This is a genomic window from Asanoa sp. NPDC050611 (assembly GCF_040654855.1).
In the GTDB taxonomy this organism is placed as follows: Bacteria; Actinomycetota; Actinomycetes; order Mycobacteriales; family Micromonosporaceae; genus Asanoa.
On the sequence record NZ_JBFAIU010000057.1, the window covers coordinates 1 to 16,170 of the forward strand.

Below are 16,170 nucleotides of genomic sequence, written 5' to 3' on the forward strand. Positions count from 1 at the left end.
TGCTGATCGGCTACCTGCTGGCCGGGAAGATCTACGACGCCATCGGCACGCACATCGACCGCTACATCCTGCCGTTCGTCGCACTGATCGTGCTGCCGTACTCGTTGGGGCGCTTGGTCAGACGTTCACGCGCTCCGCTTGCGACGAAGCCTCATCTTTTCCCGAATCGGCCTCCGACATCGCGACCGGCTTGCGCTTGCTGAACACCACGGCAGCCACGATCACGGCCGCCGCGACCAGGGCGATGGCGATCCGCAGGCCGGTGTTCGCGTCGTCGCCGACACTGAACGTGATGACGGCCGGCGCGATCAGCAGCGCGACCAGGTTCATCACCTTGATCAGCGGGTTGATCGCCGGGCCGGCGGTGTCCTTGAACGGGTCACCGACGGTGTCACCGATGACGGTCGCGGCGTGGGCCTCGGAGCCCTTGCCGCCGTAGTGACCGTCCTCGACCAGCTTCTTGGCGTTGTCCCAGGCACCACCGGAGTTGGCCAGGAAGACCGCCATCAGCGTGCCCGCGCCGATCGCACCGGCCAGGTAGGAGGCCAGCGCGCCGGCACCGAGGCCGAAGCCGACCGCGATCGGCGCCAGGATCGCCAGCAGACCCGGGGTGAGCAGCTCGCGCTGCGCGTCGCGGGTGCAGATGTCGACGACCTTGCCGTACTCGGGCCGCTGGGTGCGGTCCATGATGCCCGGGAACTCCCGGAACTGGCGGCGCACCTCGACCACGACGGCGCCGGCGGACCGGGCCACCGCGTTGATCGCGAGACCGGAGAACAGGAACACCACCGCGGCGCCGACGATCAGGCCGACCAGGTTCCGCGGGTTGCTGATGTTGAGCAGGTTGAGGATGTAGTTGCCGACGTCCGAGACGCCCGCGTCGGTCAGCGACGTCGCCACCGAGTTGGTGTACGAGCCGAACAGCGCGGTCGCGGCGAGGACGGCCGTAGCGATCGCGATGCCCTTGGTGATCGCCTTCGTGGTGTTGCCGACGGCGTCGAGCTCGGTCAGCGTCTTCGCGCCGTGCTCGTCGATGTCGCCGGACATCTCCGCGATGCCCTGGGCGTTGTCGGAGATCGGGCCGAAGGTGTCCATCGCGACGATGACGCCGACGGTGGTCAGCAGGCCGGTGCCGGCCAGCGCGACCGCGAACAGCGACAGGGTCAGCGACCCGCCGCCGAGCAGGAACGCACCGAACACGCCGGCGCCGATCAGCAGCGCCGAGTAGACGGCCGACTCGAGGCCGACGCTGATGCCGGCCAGCACGACGGTGGCCGCGCCGGTCTGCGAGCTCTTGCCGATGTCCTGCACCGGACGGCGCTCGACCTCGGTGAAGTAGCCGGTCAGCGCCTGGATGGCGGCGGCCAGCACGATGCCGATGACGACCGCGCCGATCGCGACCCAACGGGGGTCACGGGTGATCGCGGCGACTTCCGGGGACACTCCGTCGAACTCGGCGAACGACGGCTTGAGGTAGAACCAGGCGACGACCGCGACCGCGACGGCGGAGATCGCCGCCGAGATGTAGAACGCTCGGTTGATCGCCTGCAGGCCGTTGCGGTCGCTCGCGCGCAGCCGGGTGATGAACACGCCGATGATCGCGATGATCGCGCCGATCGCCGAGACGATCAGCGGGAAGACCAGGCCGTCCTGGCCGAACGCGGCCCGACCCAGGATCAGGGCGGCGACCAGGGTCACGGCGTACGACTCGAACAGGTCGGCCGCCATGCCGGCGCAGTCACCGACGTTGTCGCCCACGTTGTCGGCGATGGTCGCCGCGTTGCGCGGGTCGTCCTCCGGGATGCCCTGCTCGACCTTGCCGACCAGGTCGGCGCCGACGTCGGCGGCCTTGGTGAAGATGCCGCCGCCGACCCGCATGAACATCGCGAGCAGCGCGGCGCCGAAGCCGAAGCCCTCGAGCACGGTCGGCGCGTCGCCCTTGTAGAGCAGCACGACGACGGTCGCGCCGACGAGGCCGAGGCCGACGGTGAGGAAGCCGACGACGCCACCCGTGCGGAACGCGATCTGCATCGCCTTCTCACGGCCGCCCTCCGCCTCACGGGCGGCAGCCGCCACCCGCAGGTTGGCGCGGGTCGCCAGCGCCATGCCGGCGCCGCCGATGAAGGCGCTGAACGCCGCGCCGACGACGAAGAACGCCGAGCGGCCGATCTTGACCAGCGTCTCGTTGCCGTCCGCGCCATGCACCGGCAGCACGTAGAGCAGGATCACGGCGATCACTACGAAGATCGCGAGCGTTCTGAACTGGCGGCGCAGGTAAGCGGAGGCGCCCTCCTGCACAGCGCCCGCGATCTCCTGCATGTTGGTGGTGCCCTTACCGGTCGCCAGAACCGCCCGACGCAGTGTGGCCGCGAAGCCAAGCGCCACGAGAGCGATGACCAAAGCGACGATCACGTACGAAAAGTTCGCACTGGTAAGGGACAGGCCACCACTGTCGGCGGCCAAGGTCCCGGTCCCGGACATCTATGTCCTCCAATAACCGACCTACGCGTCCCGCCGGAGGACTAACCCGGCCTGGGACGTCTCCATGTGGAGAGCAACGACGCACCCGACCCACACGGAAGTAGAGGTCAGGGCGCTAGCTGATAACCCGCGTACTCTAGCCGTACACAGTGTTGACATTCACATCGGCGCGGGGTTGTCGCGCACAAAACGTGATCTCTGCTAGCGCGCGACCGGCCAGACCATGCGTACTTCGGTGCCGATGCCGTCGTCGACGGGACGCACCTGGAGATCTTCGACGAACCCCGCGAGCAGGGCGAACCCGACACCAACGGTCAGCGCCTCGTCAGTCAGCGACTCGTTGGCCAACTCGTCCGGCGGCAACGCGGCGATGCCCAGGCCCGCCTCGATCGGTGCGCGGTCGATGACCCGGACGATGTAGCTGCCGCCGTCGGACATCTCGACCAGGACCAGGTCGGTCAGCCCGTACTGCCGGTGCAGCGCGACCGCGCGGGTGCAGGCCTCGCCGATCGCCAGCCGCACCTCGTCGAGGAGCTCCTCGGCCACGCCGGCCCGCCGGGCGACCGCGACACCGACCAGGCGGGCGGTCCGGACGTGCACCGGAGCCGGGGAGAACGAGAGACGAACTGTCGCCATCACGCGGCCGGGCCGGCCTGTGTCGCCGCTTCGACGGTCGCGAACAGCGGGAAGACCTGGTCGAGCGCCGTGATCCGGAAGATCTTCAGCAGGGGTTCCTTGTCGCAGACCAGGCTGAGCCCACCGCCGGCGGCGCGGAGCCGCTTGAGCGCGCCGACCAGCACGCCGAGACCGGTGGAGTCGAGGAAGTCGACCCGGCCGAGGTCCACAACGATTTGCGTGGCGCCGGCGTCGATCAGCTCGATGAGGCGCTCGCGGAGGCGAGGAGCCGTGTAGACGTCGACCTCGCCGCCCACCTCGAGAATGGTGTGCTCGCCCTGGGTCCGGGTCGAGAGCGACAGCTCCATCGAACGCCTCCCGCGGTCGTGTCTCGTCCCTGCGATCTAACCATCGACACGCTGTGTATGCAGCGATGACCTGACCCGGCGTCGACTCGTCCGTACATCAGTGCGAGAGTGCAGGCATGACTTTGGCGGTTGGGCGGCCGGCTGCCCTGCTGTCCGGCCTGCTCGACCGGCCGCCGGTCACGCATGTCGAAGAGGTCGCGCCGCGGGTCGGCGACCCCGTGCCGTGGCCGTCGTGGGTGCCTGATCCGGTCGTCTCCGCCTTCGCGGCGCGCGGCGTGTCGTCGCCGTGGCGGCATCAGGCTCTTGCTGCCTCGCTGGCTCATGAAGGTCGGCACGTGGTGGTGGCGACAGGGACCGCGTCCGGGAAGTCGCTGGCCTACCAGCTGCCCGCGTTGTCCCGATTGGTGGCTGATCCGCGGGCGACCGTGCTGTATCTCGCACCGACCAAGGCGCTCGCGGCTGACCAGTTACGCTCCGTCGCCGGCTTGGACGTGCCGGACGTACGCCCGGCGTGTTACGACGGCGACACACCGCGGGCCGAGCGGGAGTGGATCCGCCAGAACTCGCGCTTCGTCCTGACAAATCCGGATATGTTGCACCGAAGCATCCTGCCGGGCCATGCCGCATGGGGCACGTTCCTGCGGCGGCTCGCGTTCGTGGTGGTGGACGAGTGCCACACCTATCGCGGTGTTTTCGGCTCGCACGTCGCGCACGTGCTGCGGCGGTTGCGACGGGCGGCGGCGCGGTACGGGCGCACCCCCGTGTTCGTGCTCGCGTCCGCGACGGCCGGAGATCCGGAGACGGCGGCCGCGCGGCTCACGGGCCTGCGGGTCGAGCCGGTGACCGAGGACGCGTCGCCGCGCGGTGGGGTGACGTTCGCGCTGTGGGAGCCGCCGCTGGAGGGCGCGTCGGTCCGCCGGTCGGCGGTCCGTGAGACGGCGTCCCTGCTGACGGACGCGGTGGCGGCCGGCGTGCGGACCGTGGCGTTCGTCCGCTCCCGGCGCGGCGCCGAGACGATCGCGACGGTGGCCCGGCGGTCGCTGTCGGAAATATCCCCCGCGCTGGCTTCCCGGGTCGCGGCCTACCGAGCCGGGTATCTGCGCGACGAGCGACGTTCCCTCGAGGAGGGCCTGCTGTCCGGGTCGCTGCTCGGCCTGGCGTCGACGAACGCGCTGGAGCTCGGCGTCGACCTCGTGGGCCTGGACGCGGTGCTGATCTGTGGTTATCCGGGGACGCGGGCGTCGCTGTGGCAGCAGGCCGGTCGGGCTGGCCGCTCGGGCGAGGACGCGCTGGCGGTGCTGGTGGCCCGCGACGACCCGCTGGACACCTATCTCGTGCACCACCCGGAGGCGTTGTTCGGCCGCCCGGTCGAGGCGACGGTCCTGGACCCGTCGAACCCGTACGTGCTCGGCCCCCAACTGTGCTGCGCGGCGGCCGAGGGCCCGCTGACGCAGGCGGACCTGTCGCTGTTCGGCCCGGCCGCGGTGCCGGTGCTGGAGGAGCTGGTCGCGGCCGGACTGCTGCGGCGGCGCCCGTCGGGTTGGTACTGGCGCCCCTACAAGCGACCCGAGATCGACCTGCGCGGCAGCGGTGGGCAGCAGATCTGCGTGGTCGAGTCGGCGACGGGCCGGTTGCTCGGCATGACGGACGCGGGCTCGTCCCACTTCATGCTCCACGACGGCGCGGTCTATCTGCATCAGGGCGCGTCGTACGTGGTCGACACGCTCGATCTCGACGACGGCTGCGCGCTGGTCCACGCGGAGGAGCCGGACTACACGACGCACGCCCGCGACGTGACGACGCTGTCGGTGGTCGGGGTGGGCTCGTCGGTGCAGGCGGGCCCGGTGGAGATGCACCTGGGCGAGGTGGACGTGACGAGCCAGGTGGTGTCCTATCAGCGGCGCCGCCACGGCTCGGGCGAGGTCATCGACACACGACCCCTGGACCTACCGGCCCGCGAGCTCCGCACGGTGGCGGTCTGGTTCACGGTGTCCCCGTCGGCGCTGGCGGCGTGCGGGGTGGCCGAGGCCGACGTGCCGGGCGCGCTGCACGCGGCCGAGCACGCGGCGATCGGCCTGCTTCCGCTGGTGGCGACGTGCGACCGCTGGGACATCGGCGGATTGTCGACGGCATCCCACCCGGACACGGGCCTGCCGACGGTGTTCGTCTACGACGGCCACTCGGGGGGTGCGGGCTTCGCGGAACGCGCTTTCGCCTCGGCGTCGGCGTGGCTGCAGGCCACCCGCGACGTGATCGCGGAGTGCGCCTGCGAGGCCGGCTGCCCGTCGTGTGTCCAGTCACCGAAGTGCGGCAACGGCAACAACCCCCTGGCCAAGGCGGAGGCGGTCAAGGTCCTGGACGTGGTCCTCACGAACCTCACCGCCGCCGCGTCGCCGGCTCCGACAGCCCTGACCGCGATAGCCACGCCGAGCGTCACCGAACCGGATGTGCGCCTTCTCGATGCCGCCGCCGACGGGCCGGCCCCGGCTCCCGCGGTCGCGGCCACCTTGGCCGCGATAGCCACGCCGAGCGTCAGCGAACCGGATGTGCGCCTGCTCGATGCCGCCGCCGACGGGCCGGCCCCGGCTCCCGCGGTCGCGGCCACCCTTACCGCGATAGCCACGCCGAGCGTCACCGATGCCCTGCTGGTCGACGCCCCGGCGTCCCTCCTTGCCGTCGCGGCCGAGGCGGGCGTTGCGGATGTTGTTGTGGAGGTGCCGCGGGTGCCGAAGGCGCGGGCGAAGCTGGCGGCGCGTGCCGACGCGGAGCGGCAGCCCTTGGCGGGCTCTCCAAACGGCAACGAGTCGGAGCTTCCCGCACCTCGTGCCGCCCTGGCGGTGCGGCCGTCTACGGAGACCGCGGCCTGATGCGGTAGCTCCGCGGTTTCCGGGCGGCGGGGCGGTCGGTGATGATGGCGGGATGGTGGGTGCGCCGATCGAGCCGTCCGCGCTCGAGTCCGTGCTTCGGCCGTTCGGTCAGTCGACCATGTTGCCGGCCGTCGCGTACGTCGGTGCCGACGTGCTCGCCTGGGAACGCCGGCAGCTGTTCGCGGGGTCATGGGTGTCGGTCGGGCGCACGGCCGTTCTCGCCGAGGGCGCCAACCAGCGAGCCCTGAACGTCGGCGACGTCGGCGTGCTGGTGACGTTCGCGGCGGGGACGCCGCCGCGGGCGTTCGCCAACGTCTGCCGGCACCGCGGGCACGAGTTGCTGGCCGCGGGCGAGGCGGCCGACCGCCCGGCGGTGCTCTGCCCGTACCACGGCTGGTCCTATGACCTCGACGGTCGCGTCCGCACCGCACCGCGGATGGGTCCGGAGTTCGACGGCTCAGGGTTCGGCCTGGTCGAACTCCCGGCCGTCGACTGGCACGGCTGGCTGTTCGTCAATGCGACGGGCACCGCGCGGCCGTTCGCGGAGCATGTCGGTGCGCTCGCGAAGCACGTGGCGCCCTACCAGCCGGAGGCGTTGGACACCAAGGCGCGCCACGAGTACGAGGTGGCCGCGAACTGGAAGATCATCGCGGAGAACTACCACGAGTGTTACCACTGCCCCCTGATCCACCCCGAACTGTGCGCGGTCTCGCCGCCGAACTCGGGCAGCAACTGGCGCGAGCCCGGCGCGTGGGTGGGCGGCTCGATGGACCTCCGCGACCACGCGGAGACGATGTCCCTCGACGGCCGCTCCCACGGCATCGCGCTCGACGGGGTCGACCCACGGCTGGTCCGCTACGTCGGCCTGTTCCCGAACATGCTCATCTCGCTGCACCCGGACTACGTGATGACCCACCTCCTCGAACCACTGTCGCCGCAGCGCACCCGTGTCACCTGCGAGTGGCTCTTTCCCGCCGGGGTGACCGACCCGGCGTACGCCGTCGAGTTCTGGGACCTGACCAACCGCCAGGACTGGGCCGCCTGCGAGTCCGTCCAACGTGGTGTGTCGTCGCCGCACTTCCGGCCGGGGCCACTCGCGCCCAGCGAGAACGCCGTCTACGACTGGGTGACGATGATCGGCCGTGCCTACCGCGATCCGGCTGCCGAGCTTTCCACTTAGGACTCAGCTGATCGCGCGGAGCGGCCGTTGGCGCAGGCGGTCCATGGCCTGCTCCGTGGCCTCGTCGGCCGGCAGTAGCACGACCAGCATCTGGCCGTCGGTGCCCGACAGGTCGAGGGGTTCGCGGTGCCAGCACAGCTCGTACCCACTCGGGTGCTTGATCCGCAGTGGCACCCGCGGGGGCGGCAGGTGGCGGTTGAGCCGCCGGGTGAACTCCTCCCCCGCAGCCGGCGCCAGTTCGGCCGTGAACCACTCGGAGACCTCCGCGGACGGCCCGAACCACAGGTCGAAGACCTGCTCGTCGGCCACCTGATCCCATTCCGGGAAGAACGCGCGGGCGCGCGGGTCGGTGAACACGAAGCGGGTCAGGTTCGGCGCATCGGTCTCCAGGAGGCCGCTTCCGCGCACCATCAGCTCGAAGCCGGCGGTGGCGGCGAGCACGTCGCCCAGCCGGTTGGTGACGAACGCGACCGCCGGCTCCATGAGGTGCAGCGTCGCGAGCACGGTCGGGCGGACCTCGCGACTCGGCGGCTCGGGTCGTCGCCGCCCTACGCAGGCACCACCCGTGATCTTGGCGAGGTAGCGGAGGTGTTGCCGTTCCGCGGTGTCCAGGCTCAGTGCGTCCGCGAGAGCGTTGACCACGGACGGCGACGGGTTGCGGTCGCGCCCCTGCTCGATGCGGGTGAGGTACTCGACGCTGATCCCCGCCCGCGAGGCCAGATCCGACCGCCGCAGGCCCGGCGAGCGCCGGCGCCCACGGTCCGGGATCCCGAACGACTCGGGTTGGATGCTGTCGCGCTTGGCACGGACGAAGTCGCCGAGTGGCGTTGCCATGAGCGAAGTCTAGATTCGTCGCCGGCCCAGCCGAATGCCGCAGCGTGGCCCTGTCGGGGCCAGCCTGCGCCCGGTCTGGCTGCCGCGGCCGTCGCCGTAGACGGTGGATCTCATGAGTGAGAAGCGCACGTTGGCCATCGTCGTCGGAAGCGTTCGCGAGGGCAGGTTTGGGCCTGTCGTCGCGTCCTGGATCGCCGAGCAGGCCCAGACCCACGGCGGGTTCGACGTCGAGGTGGTCGACCTCGCCGACATAGACATCCCGCTGTCGATGCCAGCGGCCTCGCCGAAGTTCGCCGGCGACGCCTACCCCCGCCCGGCCGCGCTGGCGCCGCTGACGTCCAGCCTGACGAGAGCGGAGGCGTTCATCCTGGTCACACCCGAGTACAACCACAGCTATCCGGCCTCCTTGAAGGCGGCGATCGACTGGCACTTCACCCAGTGGGCAGCGAAGCCGGTGGCGTTCGTGAGCTACGGCGGCCCGGCCGGGGGTCGGCACGCCGTGCTCCACCTGGAGAACGTCCTGACCGAACTGCACGCGGTCACCATCCGTGACGGCCTGGCGTTCCCGAACTACTTCACCGGGTGGCAGGACGGCCGGCCGCTGGACCCCGACGCAGCCGGCTACGCGAAGGTCCTCCTGGACCAGCTCGCGTGGTGGGCGGCGGCCTTGAGCACGGCACGCGAGGCGACGCCCTATCCGGCCTGACGCGCGGCGCGGCGGCTGGATCCGGCCCAGGCGGCCGCCGCGTCGCCAACTCGACCCAGTCGGGCGCGCCCGACCCGTCCGGAAGCTGGCCACGGCTCCGCCGGTTGCACCCGGCCGCGAGCCCGACCACGGCGCCGCCTCTAGCCGGCCCGAAGCTGGCCACCGCGCGGGAGCCCGACCGACGGGAAGCTCGCCACCGCCCCCGCCAGCCCGACCCGGCGGAGGCTGACCGCCACACCGCCAGCCCGACCCAGCGGAAGCTGGCTACCTCGCCGCCAGCCCGACCCGGCCGGGAATTGCGCACAGCGCCGTTGGGTGAGCAGGCGGGAGGCCCAGCGCCGCGGCGCGATCAGGCTCGTGCCCGCCGCGGCGGTCGGTGGCTCAAGGTGGTGCGGCCACCGGGCCCGCGCGGGCGCGAGCCGTCGCGATACGGATCGTCCCTCGCGGTGGCAGGCGTACCGACACCTCGACCGTCACGACCACGTCGAATCCGTGCACGACGCAACCGCTGACGCGACCGCCGTTGGCGGCGACGATCTCGCCGGCCCGGGTGCAGACCGCGGCCGGACCCTCGAGGGCCCGTGCGGCACCGGCCAGCGCGCCCAGGTCGGCCGCGGTCTGGGCCTGGTGGCGGCCGACGGCCGCCACCCCAACCGCCGCGCAGGCCATCCCGAGCAGCACAAAGGACAGACCGATCGCCAACGCCCACACGGTTGCCGCACCACGGTCGCGGCAGCGGGTGAGCGTCCGGCGGCCGGCTGGCGGACGCCCAACGAGGCTCGCAAACAGGTAGTCGATCAGCACCAACGGCGCCGAGGTTCGTTCCGGCTGGGTCGTCATGGCAGTTCCGGTTCGCGGGCGGCGACGGCGCTGGCGGAGACCTCGATCGGCGGTAGGCGGGTGCCGACCACCCGCGCCGGTGCCGTGACCGTTGCGGTGACCGTGTCACCATTCACCTGGATCGTGATCGTGGCGCCGTCGGGCGCCGTGCGTTTCGCCGACAGGCTGCCTTCCTGGCCGCGGGCCGCGGCCAGGGCCGCGTCGCGGGCGGCGTCGGCGCACTGCAGTTTGGTTTGGGTGGCCGCGACCGCGGCGACGCCGACGAAGAGCAGCAGGACCACCGCCGGTGTGGCCGCTGCCAACTCCGCCGTCGTCGAACCGCGGTCGCGGCCACGGCCCGTCCACCGCGGCCACGTCGGGCCGCGCCGGCCCCGGAGGACTCCCGGCGGCGTCGGAGGTTCGCCGCCTAGGAGTCGGCGCGCCGGTACGGGTCGCATGAGACGGGCCCGGGCCATCAGCCGAGCGCTCGGCTGATGACGGCGGAAAGCGCGGCGAGCACTTTCTCGGAGGTGACGACCTTCAACAGCCCGGCGGCGAACGCTACGGCCGCGACGGTGCCGACCGCGTACTCCGCGGTGGTCATGCCGTCGTCGTCGCGCAGCCGGGCGAGGAGCTTACGCACGGTGTGACTCCCTTCTGTCGGTCAGAGCACGTCGCCGAGGAGGGCGACGATCACCGGCACGAGACCGGCGAGGATGAAGGCGGGCAGGAAACAGAAACCGAGCGGCAGCACGATGAGTACGCCGGAGCGGCGCGCGGCTGCCTCCATCGCCGCTGCCCGGTCGGCGCGAAGGTCGTCGGCGAGCCGGGTCAGCGCACCCGCGAGAGCCGCGCCGCTGGCCGACGACCGGACCGCCGCGGCCGCGATCCGGGTGCCGCCCGGCATGTCGGCGAGCTGGCCCCACGCCTCGTCTGGCTCGGCACCCAGCCGCAGTGATCGGCCGACGGTGGTCAGGCGCTCCCGTAACGGCCCGCCGAGCGCGTCGGCGACGCCGAGCAGAGCCACGTCGACCGGCGCACCCGCCCGCAACGCGGCGGCGATCAGGTCGGTGCAGATCGGCGCGGCGGCCTCCTCGCGAAGCCGGCGTTCCTTGGCCTCCGGAGGTTCGAGCCGGCCGATGACCCGGTGAGCGACGACGGCGGCCGGCGCGGCGAGGGCGAGACCCCACCAGCCGTCGACGAGTACGGCCGTCGCGGCCGCCGTCGCAAGGGCGCCGAGCTTCGCGATGTCGGGACGCCGCCGCACTTTCGGCGCGGCCGACAGCGACGCCAACCGCCGCCTCGCCCGCGGTCGTCGAAACGCGCGCATCACGACACCGCCCCACGATCCGGCCCAATGCCTGCCAGCAGCCGTCCAGGGCGGCTCGGTGCGCTACGCCGCGAGGGCGGGCTCAGCGCGAGGCCGAGCATCGCGTGCGCACCTTCACCGGCACGGCGCCGCAAAGTGCCGGCGTCGACCGACGGAGGGCGACCAGCCGGCGGACCAGGCTGAGCGGCGACAGGAAGGCCGTCCGCGACGTTCATGGCAGCCTCGGTTGCAGCCGTTGCGACCACACAAGGCCGAGGATCTGCAAGGCGATGGCGCAGACGGCGCAGATGGCACCCAGCGGGGTGTGGAGCAGGATCGCCAGCGGATCGGCGCCGATCGCGTAGCCGAGCGCCAACCCACCCAGCGGCAATGCGGCCAGGAGCATGGCCGTGGCCTGCGCGCCGGCGGCTTGCGCGATCGCCGAAGCCCGCGCGCGATCCCCGGCCCGGGCGTCGGCCTCGATCCGGTCGATCAGGTCGGCCAGCGGTGCGCCCGTGCGTTCCGCCAACATCACCGCGGCCCGCGCCAACGCGCTCAGCCCGTCAACCTCCTCGGCCCCTCCTCGACCGCGCGGACCCGCGGGCCCGCGGTGGCCGGGGTCACCACGGTCGGGGGCGAAATCCTTTGCCGCCGCCTGAATCGGAACACCGGCACGGAGGTCGGCAGCCAGCCCGGTCAACCGGTCAAGCAGCGCGGACCTGGCAGCACGGCCCGCCGCGGCAGCCCTGGCGCGACGCAGATGGACCACAGCCACCACCGCGTAGGCACCCAATGCGATCGCGGCGACCGGTCCGCCCAGCAGAAATCCCACCGAAGCCCCGACAAGCAGCGCCAGCAATGCGGCCCGCCACCGCGGCCCGGACAGAACCACCCCCAGCAGCCGACCCGGAACCCGCGATGTGCGCGCGAACGACCGGCGCGCCGGTGCGGCAACCGGCGCCAGGACCGACTGCTGTCGCCGCCGCAACGCCCTCGAACGCTTGACGACGACCAGCCCGACCGCCAGCAGGACAACGATGACCAGCGACAAGACCCCCACGACCGCGCTCACCGCACACCAGCCCATCGACCCGGCCGCGGCGCCAGAGCCCGCAATCCACCGGCCAGGATCGGCAACGCACGCCACCACACCGCGCCCACCGCCAGAACCCGGCGCGCAGGCAACCCACCAGCGAAGGTCGGCAATGCAGCGAAAGACCTGCCGAGGACGCCGCCTGTCGGCACGAAGGCCACGGCGAAACCGGCGGTCACCGCGCACCTGGCCAGAGGATTTCTGGGACGCGAACGCCGCGTGAGGCCAGCAAGGACGCGAGGTCGCCTGCTGCCGGCGCCACCCCCGCGGAGCGGTCCCAGACCGGCCGCACAGTGATGAACCGGTCCGGGCCCTCCGGGACCACCAGGCCGACCGTCTCCAGGACCCGCCCCGACGTCGTGCGGCGCATGTGCAGCACCACCTGCAACGCCGCGGCGGCCTGCGCGTGGAGGGCCACCCGCGGCAAGCCACCCAACAACCCCAGGGCCTCCAACCGCGCCGGCACGTCGGCGATCGCGTTGGCGTGCATGGTGCCGGCGCCGCCCTCGTGGCCCGTGTTCAACGCCCGCAACAGATCCGCGATCTCCGCGCCGCGGCACTCGCCGACCACCAACCGGTCCGGCCGCATTCGCAGCGCCTGGCGGACCAGATCGGTCATCTCCACCTGGCCGGCGTCCTCCACGTTGGACACCCGACACTGCAGGCTCACCACGTGCGGATGGGCCGGGCGTAGCTCCGTCGCGTCTTCCACCAGGACGATCCGCTCGTCGCGTGGCACCAGCTCGATCAACGTGTTCAGCAGCGTCGTCTTGCCCGAGCCCGTGCCGCCGACCACCAGATAGGCCAAGCGGGCCGCCACCATCGCGGCCAGCAGGTCTGCCACCGGACCCGGCACCGTCGCGCACGCGACCAGGTCGGCCAGCGTGTAGGGGCGGCGGCGGAACGTACGCAGTGACAGATACGGGCCGCCCGTCCCCACCGGCGGCAGCACCGCGTGCAGCCGCGTGCCGTCGGGCAGGATCGCGTCCGCATATGGCGCCCCGTCGTCGAGTCGCCGGCCCGCCGCTCCCACCAGCCGCTGGGCGAGCCGCCGCACCGCGTCGGGCGACGACAACGCGACGCGTTCCCGGCGCAGACCGTTGCCCCGGTCGGCCCACACCTCCGTCGCGTTGACCAGCACGTCGGTCACCTCGGGGTCGGAAAGCAGCGGACCCAGCGGGCCCGCGCCCACAAGATCGTCGTGCACTCGCGCCGCCAACCGCAGGACGTCGCGGTCGCCGAGCACCGGTCCGCCCGTCTCCCGCACCGCCGCCACCACCGCGGCCGGGCTCACCTCGTCACGGCCCGCGGCGAAGCGCCGCCGCACCCGGCCGGCCAGGTCGGCCGGCGCGCGGCCGTAGGGCGGCGGGTTGGCCGGCAACGTCGCCGTCATGCCGCCACCTCCGGCGACAACGCGAACACGTCCGTGAGCACCCGCCGGCACAGCTCGGCCAGCGGTCCGCGGCCACCGGACGCCGGCGCCTGCCCATGTTCCAGCTCGCGGGCCAACCCGGGCTCGGGCTGGAGCAACCCCGCCAGCGGGAACCCGACCGACCGCGCCACCTCGGCCGCCGACAGGTTGCCGGGCGCCGGACCGCGCACCACCACGGACGCCGACGCGCAGTGCAGCGCGACAGCCTTGGCCACCTGCGTGGCCGCCGCCGTGGCCCGCAGCTCCGCCGGCACCACCAGCAGCGTGTGATCGGCACCCTGCAGCGCGGCCACCGCGGCGTCGTCGAGGCGCCGCGGCAGGTCGACCACCACGACGTCGCGCGCCTGCCGACCCGCGTCGAGCACCGCCGCCATCGCGGCGGCCGGCAGGGGCAGCGGTTCACCGCGATCGAACGAGATCATCACCAGGTCACCGCGCGCCGGCAGTGACCGCACCAGCGCGGCCGGGTCGAGCGCCCCGTCGGTCGCGGCCAACCCGGGCCACCGCAGCCCCTCGACACGTTCCCAACCGAGGATGAGATCGAGGCCGCCCCCGAACGGATCGGCGTCGACCAGCAGCGCACGCCGCCCGTCCCGGGCGGCCGTCACCGCCAGCGCACCGGCCAGCACGCTCGCGCCGGCACCGCCACGGCCGCCGAGCACGGTGATCACGCGCCCTACCCCGTCCGCGCGCAGCGAAGAGAACCTGCGCAGCAGCCACTCTGCGGCATCCGGCAGGCGCAGCACGTATTCGGCGCCCAGCGCCTCCGCCGACTCCCAACCCGGTGCCGGCCCCAGGCCCGCCAGCACCAGCCGCTGCCGGCTGGGCAGCCGCGCCCGCACGCAGGCCGGGGCGAGATCCGCGCCGACGACCACGAGCGGCGCGCGGGACCACCGGGCCCGGGCCGCGGTGGCATCGGGCGCGACGTCGACCTCGGTGCCCGCGGCCGCCGCGATCCGCAGCAGTTCCTCGATCAGATCGGTGTCTGCCGTCACGACCAGCGGCAGACGGAAACGCACAGGAGCGGACATCGCGAGGCCTCCACGAAACGGACGAACGGACGGACGGGCGGGCAGGACCCACACACCTTCCGCCGGCCGGCGCGAGCCAATTGCGCCAAAGACCGAACGCTGTGGATAACCCCGAGCCTGTGGACAACCGACCACGATCGAGCCGGAACTGGTAAAGCCACAGAGGACGGACGCAAAAACGACGACCCCCGTCGGGGGGAGACGGGGGTCGCCTGAGGTTCGGCTCCGGGGGGGTCGAGCCGAACCCACTCAGCGGTTACGGGGGGTGCAACCGCCGAGGGTCGGAAACACGACGGGAAATCGTGTCTCAACTAGCATGCCTGATATGCGCGGTGCGCGTCGAGTGGCGTTTGCCCCAACTCGCACGACACGCCGATGGAGATCCGTGACATCTGTCGCCGTGTCGGTGGGCCGGTACCAAGTTGTACCAGGCTATGCGGTAGGCCACCCCGGGCGGGCCACCGCGTTTCGCGCCGCACATTAGACTTTCGATCGTGGGCCGCAGCGCCGCGTTTTTCGACCTCGACAAGACGGTCATCGCCAAGTCCAGCGCCTTGGCGTTCGGTCGGCCGTTCTATCGTGATGGCCTCATCACGCGGCGTGACGTCGTCAAGTCGGCGTACGCACAGCTGATGTTCCGCCTGGGCGGCACAGACGACCAGTCGATGGCGAAGATCCGTGACTACCTCGCTACCCTCTGCAAGGGCTGGCCCGTCGACCAGGTCGGTCAGATCGTCACCGAGACGCTGCACGAGCTGATCAACCCCTACATCTACGCCGAGGCCGCGGCCCTGATCGACGAGCACCAGGCCGCCGGCCGCGACGTCGTCCTGGTCTCGGCATCCGGCGAGGAGATCGTCAAGCCCATCGGCGCGCTGCTCGGCATCACCGACGTGATCGCCACCCGGATGGGTGTCACCGACGGCCGTTACAACGGCGAGGTCGAGTTCTACGCGGCCGGGTCGGCCAAGGTCGACGCCGTCACCGCGCTGGCCAAGGAACGCGGCTACGACCTGGCCGACTGCTACGCGTACTCCGACTCGAGCTCCGACATCCCGCTGCTCGAATGCGTCGGCCACCCGGCCGCGGTCAACCCCGGACGCACCCTGCGCCGCCTGGCCGGCGACAACGGCTGGCCGGTCCTGGAGTTCCGCCACCCGATCCCGATCGGCCGGCGGCTGCGCGAGCGCCCGGCCGTCCCGATGGCCGCCGCCGCGATCGGCGTCGGGGTCGGCGTCGCGATCGGCATCGCCTGGTACGGCCGCCACCGCCGCACCCGCACGACGCCGGCAAGCGCGTAAGTCAACACACAGAGCCACCACGCCGCGACACAACCGTGGCAAAGGCTTCCGATCAAGCGGTCACAGGCGTAGAAAAGAGGGCGCGGACCCCATGGAAATGGGCTCCGTGCACGGCCACCGGGCACCCACGCGCG

At 72.2% G+C, this 16,170-nt stretch carries 14 protein-coding genes and 2 pseudogenes; 5 read left to right on the forward strand and 11 right to left on the reverse strand.

All coding sequences use genetic code 11. From position 1 onward, the window contains the following. Positions 1-95 (forward strand): annotated as a pseudogene (locus tag AB0H87_RS11810) (DedA family protein); the annotation flags it as partial. 22 nt (positions 96-117) lie between these two features. On the opposite strand, the gene AB0H87_RS11815 reads toward AB0H87_RS11810, so the two are convergent. From AB0H87_RS11815 to AB0H87_RS11825, 3 genes are all read right to left on the reverse strand, one after another. After that, positions 118-2,481: a sodium-translocating pyrophosphatase gene (locus AB0H87_RS11815; protein WP_360142987.1), complete on the reverse strand. Its 2,364-nt coding sequence runs from the start codon at positions 2,479-2,481 to the stop codon at positions 118-120. A gap of 201 nt (positions 2,482-2,682) precedes the next feature. Next, complete coding sequence (locus AB0H87_RS11820) at positions 2,683-3,120, reverse strand: ATP-binding protein (protein WP_360142989.1); 438 nt, start codon at positions 3,118-3,120, stop codon at positions 2,683-2,685. Further along, entirely contained in the window at positions 3,117-3,464 is a 348-nt protein-coding gene (locus AB0H87_RS11825; RefSeq protein ID WP_360142991.1) for an STAS domain-containing protein, read from the reverse strand. Before AB0H87_RS11825 ends, AB0H87_RS11820 begins: the two co-directional genes overlap by 4 nt. 173 nt (positions 3,465-3,637) lie before the next feature. Here AB0H87_RS11825 and AB0H87_RS11830 point away from each other — a divergent pair. Next, positions 3,638-5,848: pseudogene (locus tag AB0H87_RS11830) on the forward strand (DEAD/DEAH box helicase); the annotation flags it as partial. Between the two features lie 535 nt (positions 5,849-6,383). Next, positions 6,384-7,511, forward strand: a complete 1,128-nt coding sequence (locus AB0H87_RS11835) for an aromatic ring-hydroxylating dioxygenase subunit alpha (RefSeq protein WP_360142993.1) — start codon at positions 6,384-6,386, stop codon at positions 7,509-7,511. A 3-nt stretch (positions 7,512-7,514) separates the two neighbouring features. Here AB0H87_RS11835 and AB0H87_RS11840 read toward each other — a convergent pair whose 3' ends face one another. Then, positions 7,515-8,345: a helix-turn-helix transcriptional regulator gene (locus AB0H87_RS11840; protein WP_360142995.1), complete on the reverse strand. Its 831-nt coding sequence runs from the start codon at positions 8,343-8,345 to the stop codon at positions 7,515-7,517. Between the two features lie 112 nt (positions 8,346-8,457). Between AB0H87_RS11840 and AB0H87_RS11845 the strand changes: the two genes are divergently transcribed. Then, positions 8,458-9,051, forward strand: coding sequence for an NAD(P)H-dependent oxidoreductase (locus tag AB0H87_RS11845; protein WP_360142997.1), 594 nt, complete (start codon positions 8,458-8,460; stop codon positions 9,049-9,051). A gap of 381 nt (positions 9,052-9,432) precedes the next feature. Here the strand turns inward: AB0H87_RS11845 and AB0H87_RS11850 are convergent, their stop codons facing one another. From AB0H87_RS11850 to ssd, 7 genes are all read right to left on the reverse strand, one after another. Next, positions 9,433-9,855, reverse strand: coding sequence for an Rv3654c family TadE-like protein (locus AB0H87_RS11850; protein WP_360143031.1), 423 nt, complete (start codon positions 9,853-9,855; stop codon positions 9,433-9,435). Positions 9,856-9,887: 32 nt separating this feature from the next. Then, entirely contained in the window at positions 9,888-10,193 is a 306-nt protein-coding gene (locus tag AB0H87_RS11855; protein WP_360142999.1) for a TadE family type IV pilus minor pilin, read from the reverse strand. A gap of 152 nt (positions 10,194-10,345) precedes the next feature. Then, positions 10,346-10,513 (reverse strand): DUF4244 domain-containing protein, encoded by a 168-nt coding sequence (locus AB0H87_RS11860; RefSeq protein WP_360143001.1) that lies wholly within the window; start codon positions 10,511-10,513, stop codon positions 10,346-10,348. 21 nt (positions 10,514-10,534) lie between these two features. Beyond that, positions 10,535-11,200: a type II secretion system F family protein gene (locus AB0H87_RS11865; protein ID WP_360143003.1), complete on the reverse strand. Its 666-nt coding sequence runs from the start codon at positions 11,198-11,200 to the stop codon at positions 10,535-10,537. Between the two features lie 211 nt (positions 11,201-11,411). Further along, on the reverse strand, positions 11,412-12,251 hold the full coding sequence (locus AB0H87_RS11870) for a hypothetical protein (RefSeq protein ID WP_360143005.1): 840 nt from the start codon (positions 12,249-12,251) through the stop codon (positions 11,412-11,414). A 196-nt stretch (positions 12,252-12,447) separates the two neighbouring features. Beyond that, complete coding sequence (locus AB0H87_RS11875; protein WP_360143007.1) at positions 12,448-13,665, reverse strand: TadA family conjugal transfer-associated ATPase; 1,218 nt, start codon at positions 13,663-13,665, stop codon at positions 12,448-12,450. After that, positions 13,662-14,699, reverse strand: a complete 1,038-nt coding sequence (ssd, locus tag AB0H87_RS11880; protein ID WP_360143009.1) for a septum site-determining protein Ssd — start codon at positions 14,697-14,699, stop codon at positions 13,662-13,664. The genes AB0H87_RS11875 and ssd overlap by 4 nt, the downstream gene beginning before the upstream one ends. A gap of 530 nt (positions 14,700-15,229) precedes the next feature. Between ssd and AB0H87_RS11885 the strand changes: the two genes are divergently transcribed. After that, positions 15,230-16,036: an HAD-IB family hydrolase gene (locus AB0H87_RS11885; RefSeq protein WP_360143011.1), complete on the forward strand. Its 807-nt coding sequence runs from the start codon at positions 15,230-15,232 to the stop codon at positions 16,034-16,036. The last annotated feature ends 134 nt before the right edge of the window (positions 16,037-16,170 follow it).